Here is a 25,452-nt window from a genome sequence, read left to right on the forward strand (position 1 = left end):
AGCAGATTAGGATAAGATCGCACGGCATGGCCTGCGGTCCTTCCATGAATGTGGAGCCTGACGATGGCGAAGGAACATGTCGAGTCCGAAGAGCTGCAGCGGGTCGATTCCACCTTCCGCAACGGCTCCATCACGGCCATCGGCGTGGTCGTCGGCTTCTCCCTCGGGTTCCTGAGCCGCTGGTCGGCCCTCCCCGGGGAATGGACCCATTCGGACCTCGTGTCGGTTGCCTTGATCACGTTGGGGCTTTCCCTTCAGGTGAAGGCCCTGGCGGATCTTCTGCTGATCTCCTCGCTCCAGCTCAAATGGTACAACCGCTCCGTCCGGTTCTTCCTCACCGGCCTCATCCTCGTCGGGCTTGGCGTCGTGCTTGCGGTCTTCGCCGATCTTGTCGGCTTGCGCGGTATCGTCCTTCAGGGGTGACGCTTCAATCGAAGCCCGGCTTGCCGCTGCGGCCCTTCTTGATCTCCGCCCGCCGACCCTTCGCTTCGAGCCTGCGTTTCTTCGAGGCCAGCGTCGGCCGGGTGGGACGGCGCGTCTTCGGGCGCTCGGTCGCCTGGCGGATCAGCTCGACCAGACGTTCCACCGCATCCTCGCGGTTCCGTTCCTGTGTGCGGAAACGCTGCGCGGTGATGATCAGAACACCCTCGTTGGTGAGGCGCTTTCCGGCGAGCCGTTCCAGCTTTTCCTTCACGTAATCGGGCAGCGAGGGCGAATTGCGTACGTCGAACCGCAGCTGAACGGCCGTCTCAACCTTGTTGACGTTCTGGCCGCCTGGCCCCGAGGCACGGATAAAGCTCTCCTGGAGCTCCGCCTCATCGAGGGCGATGGAATTCGTCACATGGATCATCGAGGCCTCGGACCTTACGCGGACAACACAGCTGGAGTGAGAGGTCGGGACTCCAATGCAAGCTAATTCGTCTCCTGTCGACGGGTCTGAGAGATTTTCGGTACCTCGATTCAGAAGCTCAGGAGCAGATCTTCCAGTTCTCACGCCCGCTGGATACTCGCTCCGGGGCGACTGATGATCTCCTTCGGGAATATTTTACAACCCTGGATTATATAGCACCATCTTGTTTTATTATCGGTTGTATTGCTATCTAGGAACATTGAAACAAGGAGACAGCGGCAGGCTCAATGTCGAAATCCTCGCGTTACTCCCCGAACGTCCCGACCCCGAACCAGGAGGAGACCGCCCCTCCGAACCGGGCGAGCATGTCTACCCGAGAAACGGCCCAGTATATTTCCGAGTTTTCGGCCGAGCTGTCCTATCTCGCCCGCGAGACGAAACTCGACCTCCTGGCTTATCTCCTCGACATGGCGCGCCTGGAGGCCGTCAGGACCCTTCAGGCAGTCGACCGGGATTCCATGAAGGGCTAGAGCATTTTTCGGTGACGTGAGTCCGGTTCACCTTCAAAAGAGGCGACCAGGCAGCTCCAGGGCATCGTGCGAAAAAGTGGATCCGGCTTTCCGCTCGGAACGATGCTCTCATCACAGAAGGGAGCATCGGATTGGATCCCAAACGTGGATTCCACCTTTGGGTCCGTTGCTTTAGTGCCCGAGGATGAGCGACACCGCGTTGCCGCCGTGGCGTTCCAGACGCCCCGCCATTTCGAGTTCCAGCAGGGCCATCTGCACGTTACGAATGGAAAGGCCCGATTGACGGACGAGATCGTCGATGGCCACGGGGGATGGGCCTAGAAACGCGATCAGGTCGGCCCCCCCGTCACCACGTTCCTCCTCGAAGCCCGGATCGGGCACGACCTGCCTCACGGGCGGACGGAGGACATCGGGCAGATCCAGCTCGTCCCAAAGCTCCTCGACACCGATCACGTGATGCGGTTCTTCCGCACCCCGGTCGAGATCCGGACCGGAGGCGATCAGCGGATCCAGGACACTCGTCACATGGTCGATTCCGGCACAGAGAGTAGCGCCCTCGCGGATGAGATCGTTCGTGCCCTCGGCCCGGGGGTCGAGAGGGGAGCCCGGGACCGCGAAGACCTCGCGCCCCTGTTCCAGGGCGAAGCGTGCCGTGATGAGCGAGCCGGAGCGGCGCGCGGCCTCGACCACCACGACGCCATAGGACAGACCCGAAACGATCCGGTTCCGGCGCGGAAAGTCGCGCCCGCGAGGCTCCCAGCCCATCGGCATCTCGGAGACCACCGCGCCGCCCTGCTCCACGATGGCCTGCAGCAGCGGCTCGTTCTGGGACGGATAGATGCGGTCGTGCCCGCCGGCCAGCACAGCGACAGTCCCGGTCTCCAGGCTCGCCTTGTGCGCTCTGGTGTCGATCCCGCGGGCCAGCCCGGACACGACGACGTAGCCCGCCCCGCCTAGCTGGCGTGACAACCGCTCGGCAAAGGTGAGGCCGGAGGCGGATGCGTTGCGCGAACCGATGATCGCGACCGACGGGCGGGCGAGGATGGAGGCGGTCCCGCGAACGGCGATCAGAGGCGGGGCGGTATCGATGGCCTTCAGGGTCTTCGGATAATCAGGCTCGCCCATGGCGATGAAACGGGCGCCGAGGCGCGCAGCGGCGTCCATCTCGTTCTCGGCCTCCGCCCGGGTGCAGACCTTCAGCATCAGGCGCCCGCCACGACGGGCGAGATCGGGCAGCGCCTCCAGGGCGGCAGCTGCGCCGCCATATTGGTTCACGAGGGCGCGGAAGGTGCGCGGCCCGATTTTCTCTGAGCGGATGAGACGAAGCCATTCGAGACGCTGCTCATCCGTCAGGATCATGAATTATCCCTTCTGCCCGATCTTGCCCTCGGTCCCGGCCAGCAGGCGGCTGATGTTCTGGCTATGCTTCCACCAGAGCAGCGCTACGAGTATGACCGACACGCCGGCCATGCCGGGCTGACCGAGAAGCCAGAGGACCACCGGGGTCGCGGCGCTCGCGATCAGGGCCGAGAGTGAGGAGTACTTGCTGACGAAGGCGACAGCGAGCCAGATCAGGCAGAAGATCAGCGCCGCCAGCGGCTTGAGGCCGAGCAGCACGCCGATGAAGGTAGCGACTCCCTTGCCGCCCTTGAACTTCAGCCATACGGGGAAAAGGTGCCCCAGGAAGGCCCCGAGGGCGGCGACGACGGCGAATTGCGGGCCCCATTGCGCGGCGACCAGCACCGCGACGGTCCCCTTGAGGGCGTCACCTATGAGGGTCGCGGCCGCCAAGCCCTTCCGGCCGGTGCGGAGAACGTTCGTCGCCCCGATATTGCCGGAGCCTATCTTGCGCACGTCGCCGAGGCCCGCCATGCGGGTGAAGATCAGGCCGAATGGGATCGAGCCCAGAAGATAGCCGAAGATCAGGGCGGCCAGCATGTTCAGGAGGTTGGCTTCGTCAGACATTCATCTCTCGTTACATCGTATCGCGCCGAAAGACCACCCTGCCCGCCACCATCGTCGTGGAGACCTGACCTTCGAGGCGCGCCTCGTCGAAGGGAGAATTCTTGGACAGCGACCGGAGATGGCGCTTATCCAGCACGTAAGGCGCATCCGGATCGAAGACGATGAGATCGGCAGGCGCTCCGACGCTCAGGCGACCGCCGGGAAGCCCAAGGATTTCAGCGGGTCTCCTGGACAGGGCCCGCAGGAGCCTCGGCAGTGAGATGCGACCCTCGTGGACGAGACGCAGGGCAGCCGAGAGAAGCGTCTCGAGCCCCACCGCGCCATCGGCCGCTTCGGCGAAGGGAAGGCGCTTGGTTTCGACATCCTGTGGATTGTGGTCCGAGACGATCACGTCGATCGTGCCGTCGGCCAGCGCCTCGATCATCGCCTGCCGGTCATCCTCATGACGCAAGGGCGGTGAGAGCTTCATGAAGGTCCGATAATCGCCGATATCGTTCTCGTTGAGCGCCAGGTGATTGATCGAGACGCCGCAGGTGACCGGAAGCCCCTTTCCCTTGGCGGCGCGGACGATCTCGGCCGAATCGGCGCAGGAGATCATCGCCGCGTGGTAGCGCCCCCCGGTGAGGCGCACGAGGCGGACGTCGCGCTCCAGCATCACCGTCTCGGCCTCGCGTGGGATGCCCGGCAGCCCGAGCCGCGAGGCGAACTCGCCCTCGTTCATCACGCCCTGCCCGACGAGGTCGGGATCCTCCACGTGATGGACGATCAGGGCGTCGAAGTCGCGGGCATAGGTGAGCGCCCGGCGCATGACCTGGGCATTCGTGACGGAGCGGGCACCGTCCGTGAACGCGATGGCGCCGGCCTCCTTCAAGCGGCCGATCTCCGCCATCTCCTGCCCTTCCAATCCCTTCGTCAGGGCGGCGGCAGGGCAGATGTTGACGATGGACGTGTCGCGCGCGCGGCGCACGATGAAATCGATGACCGCCGGATCGTCGAGCACCGGGTTCGTATCGGGCATGGACACGACGGTCGTGACCCCGCCCGCCGCCGCCGCCTCGCCGGCGCTTTTCAGCGTCTCGCGATAGGGACCGCCCGGCTCGCCGATGAAGGCGCGCATGTCGATGAGGCCGGGGGCGAGCACCTGGCCCGCACAGTCGATCACCTGCGCGTCGGCCGCTTCAGACACCTGGGGACCGACGGCCTGGATCACGCCATCGCGCACCAGCACGCCGCCGCGCTCCTCGCGGTCGCTGGCAGGGTCGATGAGGCGGGCGTTCTTGAAGAGAATGGGTTGGTTGCTCATGACGCCTCTCACCTGTTCGGCAGATGGCTCGCCAGAGCCTCCAGCACCGCCATGCGCACGGCGACGCCCATTTCGACCTGTTCGCGGATCAGGGATTGCGCACCGTCCGCCACGTCCGAGGAAATCTCCACGCCCCGGTTCATCGGGCCCGGATGCATCACGAGCGCGTCCGGCTTGGCGAAGGCGAGCTTTTCCTGGTCGAGGCCGTAGAAGCGAAAGTATTCCTTCACGGAGGGCACGAACGAGCCGTTCATCCGCTCGCGCTGCAGGCGCAGCATCATGACGATGTCCGCATCCTTCAGTCCCTGCTCCATGCTGGTGAAGGTCTCGAAGCCGAGGCGTGCGATGCCGGGCGGCAGGAGCGTCGAGGGCGCGACGAGGCGCACGCGCGCGCCCATGGCGGCGAGCAGGATCATGTTCGATCGCGCCACGCGGGAATGCAGGATGTCGCCGCAGATCGCCACGGTGAGACCAGCGATCCGCCCCTTGTTGCGGCGGATGGTGAGGGCATCGAGCAGGGCTTGCGTCGGGTGTTCGTGGGCGCCGTCGCCCGCGTTGACCACCGAGCAATCGACTTTCTGGGCCAGCAGGTGCACGGCCCCAGCCGCGTGATGGCGCACGACGATGATGTCGGGCCGCATGGCGTTCAGCGTCACGGCCGTGTCGATCAGGGTCTCGCCCTTCTTCACCGAAGACGAGGCGACCTGCATGTTCATCACGTCGGCGCCCAGGCGCTTGCCTGCGATCTCGAAGGACGATTGCGTGCGGGTGGAGGCTTCGAAGAAGAGGTTGATCTGCGTCCGGCCGCGAAGGCTCGACTTGCTCTTCTCGATCTGGCGGCTCACCTCGACCTGCTCGTCGGCGAGGTCGAGAAGTGCCTGAATGTCCAAGGGAGACAGCCCCTCGATTCCGAGGAGATGCCGGTGGGGAAAAATGGATCGGGGGGCGTCGCTCATCTTAAAGCGATGGCTATAGGCGCTCCGGGAAACGGCGGCAAGCCAACATTCTCGTCCATCCTGTCCGACGTCATGGCCAGCTCGTGGAAGCAAGTGCATGCGGATCGGTCGTGCTACCCTAATATAACTGGACCATCCCTTCGAGGGTCACGCCATGTCGCCCGCTAACGACACCCACGAGGTCTTCAATCAGACGCCCCCGTTCGGCAACGTCAATCTGGTCGCCGGCAACCGCCCTCTGCTCGACGCTCTCAGGGTGAACGGCGTCGACGCGGAGGCGGAGGGCCTCATGACCTTCGGCGAAGCCTGGGGTTCGGCGGAGCGGCTCGATATCGGCCGGCTCGCCAATGAAAATCCACCGAATCTGCGGACCCATGATCCGAGAGGGTACCGGATCGACGCGGTCGAGTTTCATCCCTCCTATCATGTGCTGATGCGTGCCAGCATGGAGGACGGCCTTCATGCCTCGACCTGGGACGAGCCCAGGAACGGACACGCCCATGTGGCGCGGGCAGCCCGGATCTATACGGCGGCGAGCGTAGAGAGCGGGCATATCTGCCCCATCACCATGACCCATGCCTCCGTGGCGGCGCTGGCCGCCGCGCCGGATCGGCTCGCGGAATGGCTGCCGAGGATCCGATCGCGGGATTACGATTCCCGCTTCATTCCGTTCTGGGAGAAGACGGCCGTCACCCTCGGCATGGGGATGACCGAGAAGCAGGGCGGCACCGATGTCCGGGCCAACACGACCCGGGCGACCTCGAGGGCCGGGGACGAATATGTCCTTACCGGGCACAAATGGTTCATGTCGGCCCCCATGTGCGACGCCTTTCTGATGCTCGCCCAGGCTCCCGGCGGGCTCACCTGCTTCCTCGTCCCCCGCTTCCGACCCGACGGATCGCTCAACGCGTTGCGCCTGCAGCGGCTGAAGGACAAGCTCGGGAACCGCTCGAATGCCTCGTCGGAGGTCGAGTTCCAGGACGCGTTCGGGTGGAGAATCGGCGAGGAAGGCCGCGGGGTGCGCACCATCATCGAGATGGTGCAGCTGACCCGCCTCGACTGCGCCGTGGCCTCGGCGGGCCTCGTGCGGATGGGGCTGGTCCTTGCCATGCACCATGCCCGCCACCGCAGCGTCTTCCAGAAGAAGCTCATCGACCAGCCGCCCATGCGGATGGTGCTGGCGGACCTCGCCCTGGAGAACGAGGCCATGACGGCGCTCTCCTTGAGGGCGGCCCGCAGCTTCGACCTCGCGCCCAACGACGGTCACGAGGCGGCCTATGCCCGATTGGTGACCCCAGCGGCCAAGTTCGGAATCTGCAAGGCTGCCCCGCGCCTCCTCTACGAGGCCATGGAATGCCTCGGCGGCAACGGCTACGTGGAAGAGAGCACCCTGCCCCGGCTTTACCGGGAGGCGCCGGTCAACGCGATCTGGGAGGGATCCGGCAACGTGATCGCCCTCGACATCCTGCGCGCCGAGAATCGGGAGCCGGAGGTCGCCGCGTCCGTTCTGGAGCGCCTGATGGACGATGTCGCCGACCTTCCAGGGGCCTCGGACGCGGCGCGCGACATCGTGCTGGCCCTTCAATCCGACGACGCGGAGGCGAAGGCGAGATTCGTGGCCGAACGGCTCTTCGTCCTCGCCGCGACGGCAGCCCTGGCACGCTCCGCCCCCGCCGGGATTACGCAGGCCTATGCCCTGTCGCGCCTCGCCTCCTCGGCCCGGATGATCGGCGCCAACGACCTCGGGGCGGTGGAGGATCCCTTGTTGGAGAGAGCCTCCACGGCCATATAGTGACGGTACGGACAAGTCCGATTTGACTTGTCGGCGATCATCAACCACTTATCGCGCCCTGCGACAGTCAGGGGCTGACCGTCGGGTCTGCCATGTCCGCAGGGCCTCCGTCTGCTCCCGCTTTTAGGAACTCGTTCATGAAAGTCCTCGTCGTCGAGTCGCCTGCGAAGGCCAAGACGATCAACAAATATCTCGGCAAGGATTACGAGGTCCTGGCCTCCTTCGGGCATATCCGCGATCTGCCCGCCAAGGACGGCTCGGTCGACCCCGAGGCCGATTTCCGCATGATCTGGACGCTCGAGGACAGGGGCTCGAAGCGGGTTTCCGAGATCGCCAAGGCGATCAAGGGAGCCGAGAAGCTCATCCTGGCCACCGACCCGGACCGTGAGGGCGAGGCGATTTCCTGGCACGTGGTCGAGGCGCTGCGCGAAAAGCGGGTCCTGAAGGACCTGCCGGTCGAGCGCGTGACCTTCAACGCCATCACCAAGGACGCCGTCCAGACGGCCCTGCGCCAGCCGCGCGAGATCGACCAGGCGCTCGTGGACGCCTATCTGGCCCGCCGGGCGCTGGACTATCTCGTCGGCTTCACCCTTTCTCCCGTGCTCTGGCGCAAGCTGCCCGGCGCCCGCTCGGCCGGCCGCGTTCAGTCGGTGGCTCTGCGCCTCGTCTGCGACCGCGAGCTCGAGATCGAGACCTTCAAGCCGCGCGAATACTGGTCCCTGATCGCGACGCTCGCCACCAAGGACGGCGCGGTGTTCGACGCGCGCCTCGTGGGTGCCGACGGAAAGAAGATCCAGCGCCTCGACATCGGCAACGGCAAGGACGCCGAGGCCTTCAAGAAGGACCTGGAGCTTGCGACCTTCTCGGTCGCGAACATCGAGGCCAAGCCCGCCAAGCGGCACCCCTACCCGCCGTTCACCACCTCGACCCTGCAGCAGGAGGCCTCGCGCAAGCTGGGCCTGGCGCCTGCCCAGACCATGCGCATCGCGCAGCGTCTCTATGAAGGTGTCGACATCGGCGGCGAGACGGTCGGCCTCATCACTTATATGCGTACGGACGGCGTCGACATGGCGCCGGAAGCCGTTCAGTCCGCCCGCCGGGTGATCGGCAAGGAATACGGCGACCGCTACGTGCCGGGCGCGCCGCGCAAGTACTCGACCAAGGCCAAGAACGCGCAGGAGGCCCACGAGGCGATCCGCCCGACGGATATGAGCCGCCTCCCGAAGCATGTGTCGAAGTACCTGGAGCCCGAGCAGGCCCGTCTCTACGACCTCATTTGGACCCGCACCATCGCGAGCCAGATGGAATCGGCCGAGCTCGAGCGTACCACGGCCGACATCACGGCCCAGGTCGGCCCGCGCAAGCTCGACCTTCGCGCCACCGGCCAGGTGATCAAGTTCGACGGCTTCCTCACGCTCTACAACGAGAGCAAGGACGACGAGGCCGACGAGGACGAGGGCCGCCTGCCCCCGATGAAGGCGGGTGATCCCCTGGAGCGCCGCCGCATCAATGCGAGCCAGCACTTCACCGAGCCGCCGCCGCGCTACTCGGAAGCCTCCCTGGTGAAGCGCATGGAAGAGCTCGGCATCGGCCGTCCCTCGACCTACGCGGCCGTGCTTCAGACCCTGCGCGACCGCGAATACGTCAAGATCGAGAAGAAGCGGCTCGTGCCCGAGGACAAGGGCCGCATCGTCACGGCCTTCCTGGAAAGCTTCTTCCGCCGCTACGTTGAATACGATTTCACCGCGGACCTGGAGGAGCAGCTCGACCGTATCTCCAACTCGGAGATCGACTGGAAGCAGGTGCTGCGCGACTTCTGGCGCGACTTCTCCGCCGCCATCGGCGAGACGAAGGAACTGCGCATGACCGAGGTGCTCGATGCCCTCAACGACCTGCTCGGGCCGCACATCTTCCCCGACAAGGGCGACGGCTCGAACCCGCGCACCTGCCCGACCTGCGGCACGGGCCAGCTTTCGCTCAAGCTCGGCAAGTTCGGCTCCTTCATCGGCTGCTCGAACTACCCCGAGTGCAAGTACACCCGCCAGCTCGCCGCCAGCGGCGTCGAGGGCGAGGGCGACGGCTCGTCAGAGAACGGCGGCCAGCCCGGCGTGAAGGTCCTGGGCACGGATCCGGAGACGGGCCTCGAAGTCACCCTGCGCGACGGCCGCTTCGGCCCCTTCGTGCAGCTCGGTGAAGGCGAGAAGCCCAAGCGCTCGTCCCTGCCCAAGGGAATGACGCCGGCTCAGGTCGATCTGGAGAAGGCCCTGAAGCTCCTGGCGCTGCCGCGTCAGGTGGCGACCCATCCGGAATCGGGCGAGCCGATCCTGGTGAGCATCGGCCGCTACGGGCCTTACGTTCAGCACGGCAAGGTCTACGCCAATCTCGGCCCCGGCGACGACGTGCTGGAGATCGGCGCCAACCGGGCCATCGACCTGATCGTCACAAAGGAAAGCGGTGGCGGCGGCGGACGTCGCGCGGCCGATCCGGGGCGCCCCCTGGGCGATGATCCGGAATCCGGCAAGCCCATCGTGGTGAAGGCCGGCCGTTTCGGCCCCTACGTGACCGACGGCGAGACCAATGCCACCCTGCCCCGCGCCATGGCGGCCGAGGCGGTGACGCTGGAGGAGGCCGTGGAGCTTCTCAAGGCCCGCCGCGCGGCGGGGCCGTCGAAGAAGGCGGCTCGCGGACGCAAGGCTCCTGCCAAGAAGGCGGCCACCAAGGCACCGGCCGCAAAGAAGACCGCCGCGAAGAAGGCCGCGCCGAAGAAAGCAGCTGCAAAAAAGACCGCTGCGAAGAAGGCACCGGCCAAGAAGGCTGCCAAGGCGGGCTGAGCACGATGTCGGAGTGGCTTTCCTCACTCTCGACCGACTACGCGAACCAGATCGAGATGTCGCTGCGCCTTTGCGCGGCGACAATCGCCGGGATGGCGATCGGCATCAACCGGGACATTCACGACAAGCCCATCGGGATGCGGACCTTAGGCCTCGTCTCGCTCGGCTCGGCCATCGTGATCCTGGCCGGGTCAGTCTATGAAGGTACGCATTTCGGGCAGGATGCGGTCAGCCGCGTGATCCAGGGCATCATGACCGGCCTCGGCTTCCTCGGCGCCGGCGCCGTGCTGAGAGCCCCGGACAAGATGGAGGTTCACGGGCTCACGACCGCGGCAACCGTCTGGATCGCCGCCGGTCTCGGCGTCGCGGCGGGCCTGGGCGCCTGGTTCGTCACCATTGCCGGGACAGTGGTCACGCTGCTGGTCTTGACCCTCGGAAAGTCTCTCGAGGATATGCTCACCCGGCTGTTCTCGTCAGGCGATAAGCCGGGCGGCGAATGATCAGAAGGTCAGCCCGAGGCCGATCACGGCCACGGCGGCGATTCCGAGCCAGAGCAGGCTCGACACATAGGAGCGTTGGGCGATGGGGGCGGCATCCGGCTCGTCGAAGGCGAAGGCCTCGCCGGCGTTGCGTGCGGCGCGGTCCAGGTGAAGCTTCTGTGCCGGTCTCAAGGTCGTCCGCGTCGTCACACCGTCTCTCCCGTTAAGCTCATGCTTAACCATCCAACGTGAATGGAATTTAAACAGTTCCTCATGACAGCCGGAAGACATCCTTTAGAGGGAAACAGCTGGTAACCTTTAAGGCCTAACCTGATTTTCGAATTTATGGATTGCCATCACACAGCTCTTTTCGTTTCCGTTTTGTTCTCGTATAAAAACGGAATGAGAAATAGTGTAAAGAAACGCGAATCATCATCCCGGACCAAAGTCCCAATGACAGACAATGACGATCTCTTCGGGGGCGCCGGGCCTAAGCGCGCCGCGCCCGCCTCGGCCCGCAACGCCGCCGTCAAGGTGTCCCGCACCGCGCCCCCTCAGGGGACGCCGGGGGAAGCCGGCTATGACGCGTCCGCCATCGAAGTGCTGGAGGGGCTGGAGCCCGTCCGCCGCCGTCCGGGCATGTATATCGGCGGCACGGACGAGAAGGCGCTGCACCACCTCTTCGCTGAGGTGATCGACAACTCCATGGACGAGGCGGTCGCCGGACACGCGACCTTCATCGAGGTGGAGCTGGAGGAAGGCGGCTGGCTTTCCGTGACGGACAACGGCCGCGGCATCCCGGTCGATCCGCACCCGAAATTCCCGAGGAAGTCGGCCCTCGAGGTCATCATGACCACGCTCCATGCGGGCGGTAAGTTCGATTCGAAGGTCTATGAGACCTCCGGCGGTCTGCACGGCGTCGGCGTATCGGTCGTGAATGCCCTCTCGGAGATCCTCGAGGTCGAAGTGGCGCGCGGCCAGCAGCTCTACCGCCAGGTCTTCTCGCGCGGCATCCCGCAGGGCAAGCTCGAAACCGTCGGGCGCGTCCTCAACCGGCGCGGCACCAAGGTGCGCTTCAAGCCCGACTGGCAGATCTTCGGCAAGGACGCCCATTTCCAGCCCCGCCGCCTGTTCAAGATGGCCCGCTCCAAGGCCTATCTCTTCGGCGGCGTCGAGATTCGCTGGAAATGCGCCCCCTCGCTGATCGAAGGAACGGAGAACGTTCCGGCCGAGGCGACCTTCAAGTTCCCGAACGGCCTGAAGGACTACCTGCTCCACGACATCGAGGGGAAGGAGCTGGTCACGGACCAGCTCTTCTCCGGCAAGATCACCAAGCCCGGCAGCCACGGCTCGCTGGAATGGGCGGTCGCCTGGATGACCAACGAGGACGGGTTCTCCATCTCGTACTGCAATACGGTGCCGACGCCCGAAGGCGGCACCCACGAGAACGGCCTGCGCATCGCGCTTCTGCGCGCGCTGCGTGAGCATGCCGAGCGCGTCGGCCAGTCGAAGCGCATGGCGGCCGTGACCACCGACGACGTGATGGCCACCTGCGCGTCCATGCTCTCGGTCTTCATCCGCGAGCCGGAATTTCAGGGCCAGACCAAGGACAAGCTGGCGACGGTAGAGGCCGGCCGCATCGTCGAGAACGCGATCCGCGACACCTTCGATCACTGGCTCGCGGCGGCGCCGCAGCAGGCCAACAAGCTCCTCGACTGGGTGATCGACCGGGCGGAAGAGCGCCTTCGCCGCCGCCAGGAGAAGGAAGTCGCCCGCAAGACGGCGACCCGCAAGCTGCGTCTGCCCGGAAAGCTGGCGGATTGCTCCAATGCCGGCGCCAAGGGTTCCGAGCTCTTCATCGTCGAGGGCGACTCGGCGGGCGGCTCCGCCAAGCAGGCCCGCGACCGCGCCACCCAGGCAGTCCTCCCCCTGCGCGGCAAGATCCTCAACGTGGCCTCGGCAGGCCGGGAGAAGCTGCACCAGAACCAGCAGCTTTCCGATCTGGTCCAGGCACTGGGCTGCGGCACGGGCTCCCATTACAAGGATTCCGACCTGCGTTACGAGAAGGTCGTCATCATGACCGACGCGGACGTGGACGGCGCCCACATCGCCTCGCTGCTCATCACCTTCTTCTATCGGCAGATGCCGCGCCTCATCGACGGCGGCCACCTCTATCTCGCGGTCCCGCCCCTCTACCGGCTGACGCAAGGCTCCAAATCGGCCTATGCCCGCGACGATGCCGACCGGGAGAGGCTGATGAAAACGGTGTTCAAGGGCAGCGGCAAGGTCGAGATCGGACGCTTCAAGGGCCTCGGCGAGATGCTCCCGGCCCAGCTGAAGGAAACCACCATGGACCCGAAGAAGCGCCTGCTTCTGAAGGTCGTCGTGGAGGCGGACGACAAGCCGGAAGCCAGCGACACCGTCGAGCGCCTGATGGGCAACAAGCCCGAAGCCCGCTTCGCCTTCATCCAGGAACGCGCCGCGTTCGCGGACGAGGCGGACCTGGATATCTGAGCCCAGGCCGCAAGGGACCTGACGACCATCACGTCATCACCGGCCTCTTGCCGGTGATCCCATCTCTCTGAAGCGTAGCGATTTCCGTATCGGGGTGGCCGGGACAAGCCCGGCCATGACTTGGGAAGGCAGTGCTCCGGCTCCAGAAAATTTTTCAAAAATTTTCGAAACCGGCGGAACCAACCCCCGTCCCACACGTTTTATGAACTCACCGGCTCATTCTGCCCCCACGGGCCGGTCCCTCAAGGCTCCGTCATCGGGGCCTTATTTTTTGGTCCCATGGCGCCGCCGCCGCATGGATCTCTTGCTGTGCTCCAAGCGTCATCATGGATGCCGAGAGGTCCGGGCTAGCCGTGGCCACGCTCGCATGCGACAAGACCCGGCATAACCGACGAGCTTCTCCTTTGGTCAAACGTTCGAAAGCCGCCCCATCGGCCACCCTGCCCTCCCGCGAGGAGGTCGTCTCCTTCATCACCCATGCCCAGGGCAAGGTTGGCAAGCGCGAGATCGCACAGCGTTTCGGCATCAAGGGCAGCGACCGGATCTGGCTGAAGCAGATCCTCAAGGAACTGGAGGTCGAGGGCATCGTCGACAGGCGAGGCAAGACCGTCCACAAGGCGGGTCAATTGCCGCCTGTCGTCCTGGCAGACATCACGAAGCGGGACCGGGACGGGGAATTGATCGCCGTCCCGACCGAATGGGACGAGGAGGAGCACGGCCCCATCCCGACGATCATCCTCGCGGCGCCCCGCAAGCCCCGTCCCGGCATGCCCGTCGCGGGCGTCGGCGACCGGGCCCTGCTGCGGGTCGACCCGCTCCAGCCCGGCGACATCCACCGCTATTCCGGCCGCGTGACCAAGATCATCGCCAAGAAGCAGGCGCAGGTGCTCGGCCTCTTCCGGGCATTGCCCGAGGGCGGCGGACGGCTGGTGCCTGTGGACAAGAAGGCCCGGGACCAGGAATTGCAGATCCGGCCCGGCGACGAGGGCGAGGCTCGGGATGGCGACCTCATCTCCGTCTCCGTGGTGAAGCACGGCCGCTTCGGCCTGCCGACTGCCAAGGTGAAGGAGCGGCTCGGGACGATCGCATCCGAGAAGGCCGTCAGCCTGATTGCAATCTACGCCCACAACATTCCCAACGAGTTTCCGAAGACGGTTCTCGAAGAGGCCGAGAAGGCCAAGCCCGCATCCCTGGATGGCCGGGAGGATTGGCGCGACCTTCCCCTGGTCACCATCGATCCCCCGGACGCCAAGGACCATGACGACGCCGTTCACGCCGTTCCGGATCAAGATCCGAACAACGCGGGCGGCTTCATCGTCACCGTGGCGATCGCCGATGTGGCGGCCTATGTCCGTCCCGGCTCGGCCATGGACCGGGAAGCGCAGGAGCGCGGCAATTCGGTCTATTTCCCCGACCGAGTCGTCCCGATGCTGCCGGAACGCATCTCCAACGACCTTTGCTCCTTGAGGCCGCGGGAGGACCGCCCTGCCCTGGCCGTCCGCATGGTGATAGGTCCAGACGGGCGGAAAATTCGCCACAGCTTCCACCGGATCATGATGCGCTCGGCAGAGAAGCTGTCCTACCAGCAGGCCCAGGCCGCCATCGACGGCCGACCGGACGACGTCACGAAGCCGATCCTCGACACGATCCTGCGGCCCCTCTGGGCCGGGTACGAGCTGGTGAAGAGGGCCCGCGACATCCGCGAGCCGCTGTTCCTCGACCTGCCCGAGCGCAAGATCGTGCTCAAGCCCGACGGCACCGTGGACCGGATCTTCGTGCCCGAGCGGCTCGAGGCGCACAAGCTCATCGAGGAATTCATGATCCTCGCCAACGTGGCGGCGGCCGAGAGCCTGGAGAAGGCGGAGAGCGACCTGATCTATCGCGTCCACGATGAGCCTTCCCTCGAGAAGATGCGGGCCCTGAGCGAGGTTCTGGCTTCCATCGGGCTGAAGGTTCCGAGCCAGGGGGCGCTGAAGCCGGAATTGTTCAACCGCATCCTGCGCAGCGTCGAGGACACGGAGCATCAGGTCTTCATCAACGAGGTGGTGCTGCGCTCCCAGTCGCAGGCCGAGTACTCGGCGGAGAATTACGGCCATTTCGGCCTCAATCTCCGACGCTATGCCCATTTCACCTCCCCGATCCGCCGCTATGCCGATCTCATCGTGCACCGCGCCCTGATCGCGGCGCTCGAACTCGGCAAGGACGGGCTGCCGCCGGATGCCACCCGGGCCGAGCTGATCGAGATCAGCGCCAAGATCTCGGCCGCGGAGCGCCGGGCCATGGCGGCGGAGCGTGAGACAATCGACCGCCTGATCGCGCACTTCCTCGCCGACCGGATCGGGGCCACATTCGATGGGCAGATCTCGGGCGTGTCGAAGGCCGGCCTGTTCATCAAGCTGAACGAGACCGGCGCCGACGGCTTCGTCCCGGCGGCCACCATCGGCGACGACTACTATCGCTACGACGAGCGCACCCATTCCATGCGCGGGGACGATACGGGGGAAACATATCGGCTCGGCGACAAGGTGGAGGTCAAGCTAGTCGAGGCGGCGCCCGTCGCCGGCGCGCTGCGCTTCGAGATTCTCACCCGGGGCCGCGTCACCGGCCGGAGCGGGCCGTCCAAGAGCGGCGCCAAGCGCCCGCCGCGCGGCTTCAAGGCCGGCAAGGCGCCGGCTCCTAAGGGCCGCACTCCGACCCGCGTGAAGGTCAAGCGGCGTGGCCGCACCTGATGTTTTGAGGGATCGAAAATGTCCTTGACGATCGAGACGCCGTCTGCGGCCATGACGGAAGAGGTGAAGGCCATTCCGGCCATGAAGCGCGGCTTTCTGGGGCATTGCCCCGCCTGCGACAAAGGCAGGCTCTTCGGTCGCTTCCTCAAGGTGGTGGACCGTTGCGAGGCGTGCGGGACGGAATTCCACCATCATCGGGCCGACGATCTGCCGCCTTACATCGTGATCTTCCTCGTCGGCCACCTGATCGGTTATGGAATCCTCATGAGCGAGACGAAGCTCGAGATGCCCATGTGGCTGCATCTGGCGCTCTGGCCGGCCCTCACGCTGATTCTCTGCCTCGTCCTGCTCCAGCCTGTGAAAGGCGCTGTCGTGGGACTGCAATACGCGCTAGGTATGCACGGCTTCGGGGCGGCCCGAGCCAGGAAGAACGCCGACCAGGATGATGCCCGTGACGGACACCGAGACCTTGGCGAGGATGGATCGCCTCGTTTCCGCTGAGACCAATCCCAAGCTTCCGACCCTCCGCCCCGCCGACGCCGCGACCCTGATCATCATCGACCGCAAGGGCAGGAACCCGAAGGTGCTTATGGGCAGGCGCCATGAGGGCCTGAAGTTCATGCCCGGAAAGTTCGTCTTCCCTGGCGGGCGGATCGAGGCCGGCGACCGCTCAATGACGGTGACCGGCGCTCTCCACCCTCGGACCGAACAGGCCCTGATGGCCCGCGTGACCCGCCCCTCGACCCAGCGCAGCCGGGCCCTGGCGCTCGCAGCCATCCGCGAGACCTTCGAGGAAACCGGGCTCCTGCTCGGGACCAAGGATTACGGCGGGCCGGAAAGCGTGCCGACCGGCACCGCCTGGACGACGTTCCAGGAGCGCGGCATCTTCCCCGATCTGGAGGCGCTGCACTTCATCGGCCGGGCGGTCACGCCGCCGAAGCGCGTCCGGCGCTTCGACACCCGCTTCTTCGCCGTGGACCGCGCGGCCATCGCCGAGGAGATTGAGGGAATCGTCGGTCCGGAGGCGGAACTCGTGGAGCTCGCCTGGGTCACCATTTCCCAAGCCAAAGCGCTGGACCTGCCCCCGATCACGACGGTGATTCTGGATGAACTGGAAGCCCGGATCGCGGCCGGCTTCAGCCACCAATTGCCGGTTCCCTTCTATTATCAGCAGCGCGGCCGCTTCGTGAGGGAGCTGCTCTAGCGGGTTTTCCAGGCATTCCCGACCGGCACATGGCCGGTGGGGTGGCACCGGAAGCATCGAAGAAACCGCCCTTCGCCCTTGACTGACCTGCGATAATCAGGCATGGGAAACCCACGATTTTCCGGCCGGGCTCGCCCGGCCTTTGCGTTTCGGCCATGCCGTGGGCCAACCGAGCGCCTGAACCGTATAAGAGGTCCCGACCATGGCCAAAGCCGCAACGATCAAAGTGAAGCTCGTCTCCACCGCCGACACGGGCTATTTCTACGTGACGAAGAAGAACTCGCGCACGATGACCGAGAAGCTGAACCTGAAGAAGTACGACCCGGTCGCGAAGAAGCACGTCGAGTTCAAGGAAGCCAAGATCAAGTAAGGCCTCTCGACGGAGCCGATCAAACAGAAAACCGCCCCTCGTCGGGGCGGTTTTTTGTTGCTCAGGATCCGAGGCAGGCCGTCGGGCGGCCCTCGCCGGCCTTTAGCGATATACGCCATGGACCCTGTGGACCCGGTTGACGGAGCCTGTTGTCACCACGTCGCGCCGGACCACCGGGCGGGCGACTCGGGTCTGGTCGCGATAGACGACACGTGTCGCTACGCGAGGCTGCCGGTAGACGACTCGGGTTCGATACGCGGGCTCGCGATAGACGACACGGGTCGTCCGATAGACCGGCGCGGGCTGATAGACGACGCGGGTCACGGGAGCGGAGTAATAGCCGTAAGCAGGGTAGTTATAGGCTGGGTAGTTGTAAGCTGCCGGGTAGCCGTATCCATATCCGTAACCATAGGCCGGGTAACCGTAGGCCGGATAGGAATAGGCCGGGGTCGTAGCGGCTGCCGTCAGAAGGCCGCCCAGGACGGCACCGCCGACCAGGCCTGCGGCGACAGCGCCGCCGTTGTTCCAGCCACCGCCACGATAGTAGCCAGGGTAATAGCCGCCACGCCAGCCACCACCATGCCACCCGCCCCCACGCCAGTACTGAGCTTGAGCGCTACCGACACTTGCCAGCGTAATCACCGCCGCGCCAGCCACTAAAGCAAACTTCTTCATGGTCGACCTCTTGAGAAGTGGCGAACAGAAAGCCATGAAGATCAATTCGGAACCTGAAATCTGGTTCGCAGCTTGGCCGGATATTTAATCGTTTTCTTGGGTTTTCATATCTAATTCTGACAATTTGTTCATATTCATCCGAATTGCGCCCCGGACCTCGCTTGTTCCGGTGCATGGGCCTTCCTTACCGGGCGTAGATCTGCGAGCGCGGCAAGAACGCGCGGCCTGCCGCCACCTGGACGATGACGGCGGCGATCTTGTCACCTCCCTTGGCCGAGGGTTCGATGGGATTGGCGTAGTCGTCGGCCTCGTCGCAGATCAGCCTCAGGTCGATGAGATCGAGGCCTCGCGCAAAGGCTTCCCGCGTGATGATGTCGTTGAAGATCGACAGGGCCGTGACGACGAGGCGTTGCTCCTCCGGCTCCGGGAAACGGGCGTCGTAGATGGTGCAGACCGCCGTCGGCAGGCGCCGGTCCGACACGGCGCTCAACATGGCCCGGTAATCGCCGGCGAACTCGTCCCGCACATCGGCGAGCCTGGTCATCACTTCCGCCACCGAGCGGGCAGGCTCCCGCAGGATTCCGCTGTGGCGCAAGGCATCGTTGCCTCCGACGCTGACGATCAGATGCGTCGCATCGTCAGGAACCCGGGCCATCTGTGGCAAGATCCCGGCTGCGACGGCACCATCGATGGCGCAGAGTGTGGCCCTCCACCCGCCGGGCAACTTGGCCTGAACCTGCGTCACCACATCCGGCTCACCGGGCTCCACATAGGCGCCATTGTCGAAGATGCTGTCGCCCAGAAGAACGATATGACCCATCAGGCTCTCCCTGGCGCAACAACAGGGCGAAGCTCATCCTGGTTCCTGCAGGTTACGGGGACCATTCACGCAGTCCACTTCACGTCGAGTGCAGATTGCCAAGCGCCTCGAAGAAGGGCCTGAAATTGGCGAGCCAGGACACGAGCCAGGCTTCCAGGGCCGCTTTGGCGGCCTGCTCCGTCGGCCCATACCCCCAGATGTCCTCCTGGAGCGGCGTCGACCAGATCCAGAACCGATTGCTCCCGTCGTAGGCCACGTTCCCGACCTCGATGGGCCCGACGAAACCGACATGGCGGTTGAGCGGCACACCGGCCACCTGATCCTGTTGCCAACGAATTCTGTCCATTCACGCTCCCGCCGCTCGCCTATCCGTCCTCGCGAACCAACGCGTCATACGGACCTAAGGAACCGCGTCGGCAAAAAATGGCTCTCATTCCCGTACGGAAGTCGGGAAGCTTGATTGACGGTCGTTTCCGACAGGCGCAGCATGGAAGCCCCCGAGGGAGGCGTCCATGTTCGAGCAGGCCGTCCAAGTGAGTGAGGCGTTCCGTCAAAGCGCGGATCAGATGCAGGGATCGCTCCATATGGCCCTGAAGGGCTGCCCCGAATGCAAGACGACGCAGATGATCGCGTCGCCCACGCTCGGCATCTGCGAAGAATGCGGCTCGGACCTGGTCGTCCTGACGCGCGAATAGCGTCCGCCACAGGCTGGACTTTTCCGTAGCGGGCTGCGCCGACCACCTTCTATGCTCAGCGCCCGGAGAATCGCATGGCGCTGCCTGGGTGGATCGAACGCATAGGCGACCGCATCGGGGCGCGGTCCGCCGAACTGAAGCTGGCGCTCCGGGTCACCATTGCGGGCACGCTCGCCTATGTCGTCACGAGGATTCTGGACCTGCCGCAGGGCTACTGGGCCGTGATTACCGCCGTGGTCGTGATGCAGGCCAGCGTCGGCGCCTCGCTCAAGGCCGCCGTCGAGCGGTTCAGCGGCACCCTGGCCGGGGCCATCTATGGCGGTCTCGTCGCCGCCTTCGTTCCGCACAATTCGCCGTTGAGCTTAGGGGTCGCCATCGTCGTGGCGCTGTTTCCCTTGGCGCTTCTGGCCGCGGTCAAGCCGGCGTTCCGGGTCGCGCCCATCACCTCGCTGATCATGCTCCTGCCCCCGACCGGACAGGCGATCGGCCCCCTCGCCTCCGCCTTCGATCGGGTTCTGGAGATCACCCTCGGGAATATCGTCGGCGTCGTCGTGTCGCTGTTCATCCTGCCTGCGCGGGCACATGTTCTGCTGACGGACGCGGCCGCCCGGGTCGTGTCCCTCAATGCCGAGCTGTTTTCGATCTTCATGGCAGAGCTGACGGCCAGCCCCCAAGGCCGGTCCGCTCTCCAGAAGCTCCATCCGCAGATCCGTTCCGCCCTGAAGAAGGCGGAGGCGGCCGCCGAGGAAGCGACACGAGAGCGCAGAAGCCACCTGACCGAAGCGCCCGATCCAGAGCCGCTCATCCGCACCTTGTACCGGGTCCGCCACGATCTCGTGATGATCGGCCGCGCCTCCTCGAGTCCTCTGCCCGCCCCGGCCCGGGACAAGCTCTCCCCTTCGCTGATGGCCTTGCATGAGGCAACCCAAAGGCTTCTCCTGGACCTCGCGCAGGCGCTTCAGCACCGCAAGGCTCCGCCAGAACCAGCCGCCTTCGAGGATGCCCTGAGCGCCTTCAGTACCGAAGCGGAGGCGCTCAGGACGGATGCTCTCATTCATGAGCTGCCGGGAAAGACCTTCGGGCAGATCTTTGCCCTCGGCTTCGCATTCGAGCAATTCAGGCAGGATCTCGGGGACTTGCTCGAACGCACCGAGGAGTTGTCCCTTCGGCGGGGCGCTGCAGACACGGAATCCCATCAGCGCGCCGCCTGAAGGCTCATCCTTCGTAGAGCGGCACCAGCTCCATCTCCGGCACGAGCACCAATCCCTTGTCGGTGATGCGGATCTCCGGAATGACCGAGAGGGGAATGAGGTTGAAGCCCATATAGGGGATCTTGCAGCCCGCCTTTTCCCAGGCGGCCTTCAAGGCCCGCGTCTCCTCCGCCACTTCCGTGACACGCTTGTCGGACAGGAGGCCCGCGATGGGAAGCGGCACCATGGCGACGACCCTGCCCTGGTCCACGACACACACACCGCCCTGCGCCTCGATGATCGCATCGAGGGCGACCTGCATATCCCCTTCGTTCGTTCCCGCCACGATCAGGTTGTGGGAATCGTGCCCGACGCTGCTCGCGACCGCGCCGCTCTTCAGGCCGAAATCCTTGAGCAGGCCATGGGCGATGCCGGCGCCTGCCGTACGTCCGTGGCGTTCGATGACCGACACGAATGTGAGACCGTTCTTGGAAAGCAGCGTGTCCCAGTCCTTTTCAGGCTGGAGCTGCACTTTGTCGTGGAAGAGCACGATGCCGGGCAGCGCCACGCGGATCACGTTGGCCTCGCAGGCCGTTGCGGGCAGCTCGGGAATGAGCTTCGGCCGCTTGGAGACATGAACCGTGCGATAGGCCTCCGCGGGATAGCGGTACCGGTTCGAAAGGGCCTGATCGAGGACCGGCGTGATGGCCCTGCCTTCGACCACGAGTTCGCCGCCATACCAGGTGTTCTGCACTTCGAGTTCGTCGTTGAGCAGCACCACGTCGGCTCGGCGACCGCCGCCGAGTCCGCCGATCTCCCCTTCCATGCCGAAGCGGGTGGCCGGATGGAGCGAGCCCATGCTCCAAGCCTGTTCGCGGCTCATGCCGGCGCGGCGTGCTTCCCGCGTCACCCAATCCATTCCGAACATCAGAAGATCGTCCGCGTCGCGGTCGTCCGTGCAGACGCAGATCCGCTTATGCGAGGAGCCCAGCTCCGTGATGGTCTTGATGGCCTCGGGCAGCGAATGCCACGGGGTCGTCGGCGGGCCGCCGCGCAGGAAGATCCAGACGCCGGCATCGAGCAGATCGTCCGCGATGTCCCGGTCGATGGCCTCATGGGTATCGGTGACGCCACTTGCCGCGTAGGCGGCCACGAACTCACGGCCGTAGATATGGCCCGAGACCGGCTTGCCGCGCTCCAGGGCCGCCGCGAGGATCGCGTGGCTTCGCTCGTCGCCCATGGTGACGGGCACGAAGTCCATCTTCTCGCCGAGGGCCGCGGCCTCCGGCCAGCGGTCGAAGAGAGCCGCGATCTTGTCCGGCGTGAGGTCGCCGCCCGCGGTTTCGAGGTCCGGCGAGGTGGCAGGCACCGTGCTCGGAACGGTCAGGAAAATGGAAAGCGGCGCGTGGCGGGCATCCTCCAGCATCATTTCGATGCCGGCTGCATCCATCACGTTGCCGATCTCGTGGCTGTCGCAGAAAATCGTGGTCGTGCCGTTGAGGAGAGCCGCCTCCGCATAGGCGCAGGCCGTGATCATGCTGCTTTCGATATGAATATGCGGATCGACGAGGCCCGGAGCAACGATGCCGCCCTTCGCGTCATAGATTCTGCCCGGCGTCCCGGCGACCTGACGATAGGCTCCGGCCGGCTTCACGGCAGCGATGCGTCCGCCTGCGATCCAGATCTCCCGCTCGGGAGCAATGCGCTCGCTATAGGTCGAAAGCACACGGGCGCCCGTGATCACCACATCGGCGGGAGCGCGTCCCGACGCGACATCCGCTAGACGGCGGGTCATCGTCGACAAGGGCGCCACCGAAAAGCGGGTCAGCGCCGTCTTGGGCGGCAGCGAAGGTGTGCGATGATCCATGATCCCTCATCCCGTTAGGTCAGTTTTATCCACGTTAGCAGGGCGAACCGGGAACCGCATCCCGGATCGGGCTTGGAGTGAGCCCCTTCCCTAAGGATAAGTTTTCTTACTGCCAAGCTTGGGTAAGGTGTGAGGATATGGCGATTCGGTCAGAATCCAGGTCATTCGGCAGAGACTGGAAGCGGAACCTGAAAAACAAAAAGGCGCCTTTCGGCGCCTGGATGAGGAAAAGACATAAAGGAATTGGTGGCCAGCCGGGAGCAGCGTTGAGGAGGCAACGATCTGCCCCCAGGCTGGCCGAGCCCACGAACTCCCAGGAGATGCGGCGGACCTGAGCATCCGTAGGGCATTTCTTCCGCTTGAGAGCATCGGATCCAAACGTGGATCCATCCGGTGCTCCGCTCCTTGGTGAGCGCATCGTCGAGTTCGGAAAACCGGATCCAATTTTCCGTATGATGCGCCAAGGCGGAAATTTAGGCTGAACGTATAGGAAACAAGGAGCGATGCAAGCTCCTATGTGGCCAAAAAGCGGCATTTTCCCAAAAAAGTTAAAGCCAAGACTTCTCAAAGAGATGACTCGGCCTCTTGAAGTTTCCCCTCGGGTCCCGCCATGGATTCGACCCAGTTGAGCCGGCTTTCAGTCCGTCTCAAGGTACGTTTTCACGGTTGCGATGAACTTGGAAACGGAGATCGGCTTGGACATATACGCCTCGCAGCCCCCTTCCCTGATCCGCTCCTCGTCGCCTTTCATGGCGAAAGCCGTGATGGCGATCACGGGGATCGACTTCAGCTCGTCATCGGCCTTGAGCCACCGGGTCACTTCGAGACCGGACACTTCGGGCAGCTGAATGTCCATGAGAATCAGGTCGGGCTTGTGGGCCCGGGCAAGCTCCATCGCCTCGATCCCGTGACTGGTCTTCAAGGTCGCATAGCCATGGGCCTCGAGGAGGTCGTTGAAGAGCTTCATGTTGAGTTCGTTGTCCTCAACGATGAGCACAGTCTTCTTCATGGCCGCTTTCCCCGGGGCTCCGGATGTACTTCACCGGCCCAATGGTTCATTTGATGGTATAGTTAGGTCCAAACCTATTGATGAAATGCAAATTGACAGCATGAACACTCCCTTAAAAAGAGTTACCCGCGAGGAGGCCGAAAATGTCGCACTCGGGGCGTTTTCGTTTCTCACGGGCGATGAGGAGCGCCTCAGCCGCTTCCTGGCGGTGTCCGGTCTGAGGCCCGATACCATCCGCTCGGCCGCTTCGTCTCCTGGCTTCTTTGCCGGAATCCTGGACTACGTCGTCTCCGACGAGCCGCTGCTGCTCGCGCTCGCCAAGGACCTGAATACCAAGCCGGAACACATCGTGCAGGCTCACTGGACCCTTTCACCGTCCGAGTTCGAGTAGCTCCTGGAGCCCATGAGCGAAGCGCCCTTCTGCCGTGACTGCCTGACGCTTTCCGCCCGCCCGCTGGTGGAACGCTGCGCGGCCTGCGGTTCCCCTCGCCTTCTCAGGCACAAGGAACGGGACAGCCTCTCCATCGCCCATGTGGATTGCGATGCTTTCTTCGCGGCTGTGGAAAAGCGGGACGATCCCAGCCTCGCGGACAAGCCCGTGATCATCGGCGGCGGCAAGCGCGGGGTCGTCTCCACGGCGTGCTATGTGGCGCGCACCTACGGCGTGCGCTCGGCCATGCCCATGTTCCAGGCGCTCAAGCTCTGTCCCCACGCCACCGTGATCAAGCCCAATGGGGAAAAATACAGCAAGGCCGGGCGCGAGGTGCGCCAGCTCATGCGCGAGCTGACCCCGCTGGTCGAGCCCGTTTCCATCGACGAGGCCTTTCTCGACCTGACGGGGACCGAGCGGCTGCATCACGGAAGCCCCGCTCTCACCCTCGCCCGCTTCGCCCACAAGGTGGAGACGGAGATCGGGATCAGCATCTCCGTCGGGCTTTCCTACAACAAGTTCCTGGCGAAGATCGCCTCGGACCTCCAGAAGCCGCGAGGGTTTTCCATCATCGGGCGCGAGGGGGCGGCGGATTTCCTGGCCGACAAGCCGGTCGGGATCATCCCGGGGATCGGCGCCTCGGCTCAGGCCCGGCTCGCCAAGGTCGGCGTGACGCAGATCGCCCATCTGCGCGACGTTCCCCTCAAGACCCTGTTCGAGGCCCTGGGCCGTGACTCGCAGCGCCTCTCGCGGCTGGCCTGGGGCGAGGACCGCCGAACGGTCAATCCGGAGCGGGAGACGAAGAGCGTCTCGGCGGAAACCACCTTCGAGACGGATCTGCGTGCGTTCGAGGATCTGGAGCCGATCCTGTGGCGGCTCTCGGAAAAAGTCTCCCGCCGCCTCAAGGCTGCCGGCCTCGCGGGACGTAGCGTGACCCTGAAGCTCAAGGACAAGGATTTCCGGCTTCTGACGCGCACCCGGTCAGGCCTCGCGCCGACCCAGCTCGCCGCCCGCCTGTTCGATCCGGCCCGGCAGCTCCTCAAGGCCTCCTGCGACGGCACGGCCTTCCGCCTGATCGGCATCGGGGCGGCCGATCTCTGCGATGCGGCCGACGCTGACAAGGGCGATCTGGCGGATCAGAGCGTGGTGCGGCAAGCCCATATGGAGGCCGCCATCGACAAGATCCGCGACAAGTTCGGAGCCAACGCGGTGCTGAAGGGAATCGTGCTGCGCAAGACCTGAA

Annotated in this window: 25 protein-coding genes; 14 read left to right on the forward strand and 11 right to left on the reverse strand. The window is 64.8% G+C overall.

Translation table 11 applies throughout. The features are described 5' to 3' along the window. The first annotated feature begins 63 nt into the window (after positions 1–63). Complete coding sequence (locus U0023_RS21185; RefSeq protein ID WP_009491019.1) at positions 64–423, forward strand: hypothetical protein; 360 nt, start codon at positions 64–66, stop codon at positions 421–423. Between the two features lie 4 nt (positions 424–427). On the opposite strand, the gene arfB is transcribed toward U0023_RS21185, so the two are convergent. Next, positions 428–850 (reverse strand): alternative ribosome rescue aminoacyl-tRNA hydrolase ArfB, encoded by a 423-nt coding sequence (gene arfB / locus U0023_RS21190; protein ID WP_009491018.1) that lies wholly within the window; start codon positions 848–850, stop codon positions 428–430. A 287-nt stretch (positions 851–1,137) separates the two neighbouring features. Here arfB and U0023_RS21195 point away from each other — a divergent pair, with 287 nt between their 5' ends. Next, complete coding sequence (locus U0023_RS21195) at positions 1,138–1,380, forward strand: hypothetical protein (protein ID WP_009491017.1); 243 nt, start codon at positions 1,138–1,140, stop codon at positions 1,378–1,380. Between the two features lie 171 nt (positions 1,381–1,551). Here the strand turns inward: U0023_RS21195 and dprA are convergent, their stop codons facing one another. From dprA to U0023_RS21215, 4 genes are read right to left on the reverse strand one after another with little or no spacing between them, the layout of a single operon-like run. After that, on the reverse strand, positions 1,552–2,739 hold the full coding sequence (gene dprA, locus U0023_RS21200; RefSeq protein WP_009491016.1) for a DNA-processing protein DprA: 1,188 nt from the start codon (positions 2,737–2,739) through the stop codon (positions 1,552–1,554). Positions 2,740–2,742: 3 nt separating this feature from the next. Next, positions 2,743–3,345 carry a glycerol-3-phosphate 1-O-acyltransferase PlsY gene (gene plsY / locus U0023_RS21205; RefSeq protein ID WP_009491015.1) on the reverse strand — a complete coding sequence of 201 codons (603 nt, stop codon included), beginning with the start codon at positions 3,343–3,345 and terminating at the stop codon, positions 2,743–2,745. A 10-nt stretch (positions 3,346–3,355) separates the two neighbouring features. Then, complete coding sequence (locus U0023_RS21210) at positions 3,356–4,648, reverse strand: dihydroorotase (protein ID WP_009491014.1); 1,293 nt, start codon at positions 4,646–4,648, stop codon at positions 3,356–3,358. An 8-nt stretch (positions 4,649–4,656) separates the two neighbouring features. Further along, positions 4,657–5,604, reverse strand: coding sequence for an aspartate carbamoyltransferase catalytic subunit (locus tag U0023_RS21215; protein WP_009491013.1), 948 nt, complete (start codon positions 5,602–5,604; stop codon positions 4,657–4,659). Between the two features lie 154 nt (positions 5,605–5,758). Here U0023_RS21215 and U0023_RS21220 point away from each other — a divergent pair, with 154 nt between their 5' ends. The 3 genes from U0023_RS21220 to U0023_RS21230 all read left to right on the forward strand — a co-directional run bounded on the left by U0023_RS21220 (position 5,759) and on the right by U0023_RS21230 (position 10,727). Continuing rightward, entirely contained in the window at positions 5,759–7,396 is a 1,638-nt protein-coding gene (locus U0023_RS21220; protein WP_009491012.1) for an isovaleryl-CoA dehydrogenase, read from the forward strand. Positions 7,397–7,533: 137 nt separating this feature from the next. Continuing rightward, complete coding sequence (gene topA, locus U0023_RS21225) at positions 7,534–10,227, forward strand: type I DNA topoisomerase (RefSeq protein ID WP_009491011.1); 2,694 nt, start codon at positions 7,534–7,536, stop codon at positions 10,225–10,227. Positions 10,228–10,232: 5 nt separating this feature from the next. After that, positions 10,233–10,727 (forward strand): MgtC/SapB family protein, encoded by a 495-nt coding sequence (locus U0023_RS21230; RefSeq protein ID WP_009491010.1) that lies wholly within the window; start codon positions 10,233–10,235, stop codon positions 10,725–10,727. On the opposite strand, the gene U0023_RS21235 is transcribed toward U0023_RS21230, so the two are convergent. Beyond that, complete coding sequence (locus tag U0023_RS21235) at positions 10,728–10,916, reverse strand: hypothetical protein (RefSeq protein WP_040638260.1); 189 nt, start codon at positions 10,914–10,916, stop codon at positions 10,728–10,730. It lies immediately after the preceding gene. Between the two features lie 243 nt (positions 10,917–11,159). On the opposite strand from U0023_RS21235, the gene parE reads away from it, so the two are divergent. From parE to rpmG, 5 genes are all read left to right on the forward strand, one after another. Next, positions 11,160–13,220: a DNA topoisomerase IV subunit B gene (gene parE, locus U0023_RS21240; RefSeq protein ID WP_009491008.1), complete on the forward strand. Its 2,061-nt coding sequence runs from the start codon at positions 11,160–11,162 to the stop codon at positions 13,218–13,220. 404 nt (positions 13,221–13,624) lie between these two features. Further along, positions 13,625–15,949: a ribonuclease R gene (gene rnr / locus U0023_RS21245; protein WP_040638259.1), complete on the forward strand. Its 2,325-nt coding sequence runs from the start codon at positions 13,625–13,627 to the stop codon at positions 15,947–15,949. 18 nt (positions 15,950–15,967) lie between these two features. Beyond that, positions 15,968–16,450: a DUF983 domain-containing protein gene (locus U0023_RS21250; RefSeq protein WP_009491006.1), complete on the forward strand. Its 483-nt coding sequence runs from the start codon at positions 15,968–15,970 to the stop codon at positions 16,448–16,450. Further along, positions 16,428–17,153 carry an NUDIX hydrolase gene (locus U0023_RS21255; protein WP_040638258.1) on the forward strand — a complete coding sequence of 242 codons (726 nt, stop codon included), beginning with the start codon at positions 16,428–16,430 and terminating at the stop codon, positions 17,151–17,153. The genes U0023_RS21250 and U0023_RS21255 overlap by 23 nt, the downstream gene beginning before the upstream one ends. Before the next feature lie 202 nt (positions 17,154–17,355). Further along, entirely contained in the window at positions 17,356–17,523 is a 168-nt protein-coding gene (rpmG, locus tag U0023_RS21260; RefSeq protein ID WP_009491004.1) for a 50S ribosomal protein L33, read from the forward strand. 102 nt (positions 17,524–17,625) lie between these two features. Here the strand turns inward: rpmG and U0023_RS21265 are convergent, their stop codons facing one another. The 3 genes from U0023_RS21265 to U0023_RS21275 all read right to left on the reverse strand — a co-directional run bounded on the left by U0023_RS21265 (position 17,626) and on the right by U0023_RS21275 (position 19,364). Further along, positions 17,626–18,198, reverse strand: a complete 573-nt coding sequence (locus tag U0023_RS21265) for a hypothetical protein (protein WP_009491003.1) — start codon at positions 18,196–18,198, stop codon at positions 17,626–17,628. A 184-nt stretch (positions 18,199–18,382) separates the two neighbouring features. Continuing rightward, a complete protein-coding gene (locus tag U0023_RS21270; RefSeq protein WP_009491002.1) occupies positions 18,383–19,018 on the reverse strand; it encodes an SGNH/GDSL hydrolase family protein in 636 nt (211 codons plus the stop codon). A 79-nt stretch (positions 19,019–19,097) separates the two neighbouring features. Continuing rightward, on the reverse strand, positions 19,098–19,364 hold the full coding sequence (locus tag U0023_RS21275) for a hypothetical protein (RefSeq protein WP_009491001.1): 267 nt from the start codon (positions 19,362–19,364) through the stop codon (positions 19,098–19,100). Between the two features lie 166 nt (positions 19,365–19,530). On the opposite strand from U0023_RS21275, the gene U0023_RS21280 reads away from it, so the two are divergent. Then, positions 19,531–19,713: a hypothetical protein gene (locus tag U0023_RS21280; protein ID WP_009491000.1), complete on the forward strand. Its 183-nt coding sequence runs from the start codon at positions 19,531–19,533 to the stop codon at positions 19,711–19,713. Positions 19,714–19,787: 74 nt separating this feature from the next. After that, positions 19,788–20,924 carry an FUSC family protein gene (locus tag U0023_RS21285; protein WP_009490999.1) on the forward strand — a complete coding sequence of 379 codons (1,137 nt, stop codon included), beginning with the start codon at positions 19,788–19,790 and terminating at the stop codon, positions 20,922–20,924. A gap of 4 nt (positions 20,925–20,928) precedes the next feature. On the opposite strand, the gene U0023_RS21290 is transcribed toward U0023_RS21285, so the two are convergent. Both U0023_RS21290 and U0023_RS21295 read right to left on the reverse strand, forming a co-directional pair. Then, positions 20,929–22,770 (reverse strand): adenine deaminase, encoded by a 1,842-nt coding sequence (locus U0023_RS21290; RefSeq protein WP_009490998.1) that lies wholly within the window; start codon positions 22,768–22,770, stop codon positions 20,929–20,931. A gap of 637 nt (positions 22,771–23,407) precedes the next feature. Further along, on the reverse strand, positions 23,408–23,779 hold the full coding sequence (locus U0023_RS21295) for a response regulator (RefSeq protein WP_009490997.1): 372 nt from the start codon (positions 23,777–23,779) through the stop codon (positions 23,408–23,410). Positions 23,780–23,879: 100 nt separating this feature from the next. On the opposite strand from U0023_RS21295, the gene U0023_RS21300 reads away from it, so the two are divergent. Together U0023_RS21300 and U0023_RS21305 are read left to right on the forward strand one after the other, a co-directional pair. Continuing rightward, positions 23,880–24,170, forward strand: coding sequence for a DUF3572 domain-containing protein (locus U0023_RS21300; RefSeq protein ID WP_009490995.1), 291 nt, complete (start codon positions 23,880–23,882; stop codon positions 24,168–24,170). Between the two features lie 12 nt (positions 24,171–24,182). Then, entirely contained in the window at positions 24,183–25,451 is a 1,269-nt protein-coding gene (locus U0023_RS21305) for a DNA polymerase IV (protein ID WP_009490994.1), read from the forward strand. Position 25,452: the final 1 nt, after the last annotated feature.

This window comes from Microvirga lotononidis (genome assembly GCF_034627025.1).
GTDB classification, from domain to species: Bacteria; Pseudomonadota; Alphaproteobacteria; order Rhizobiales; family Beijerinckiaceae; genus Microvirga; species Microvirga lotononidis.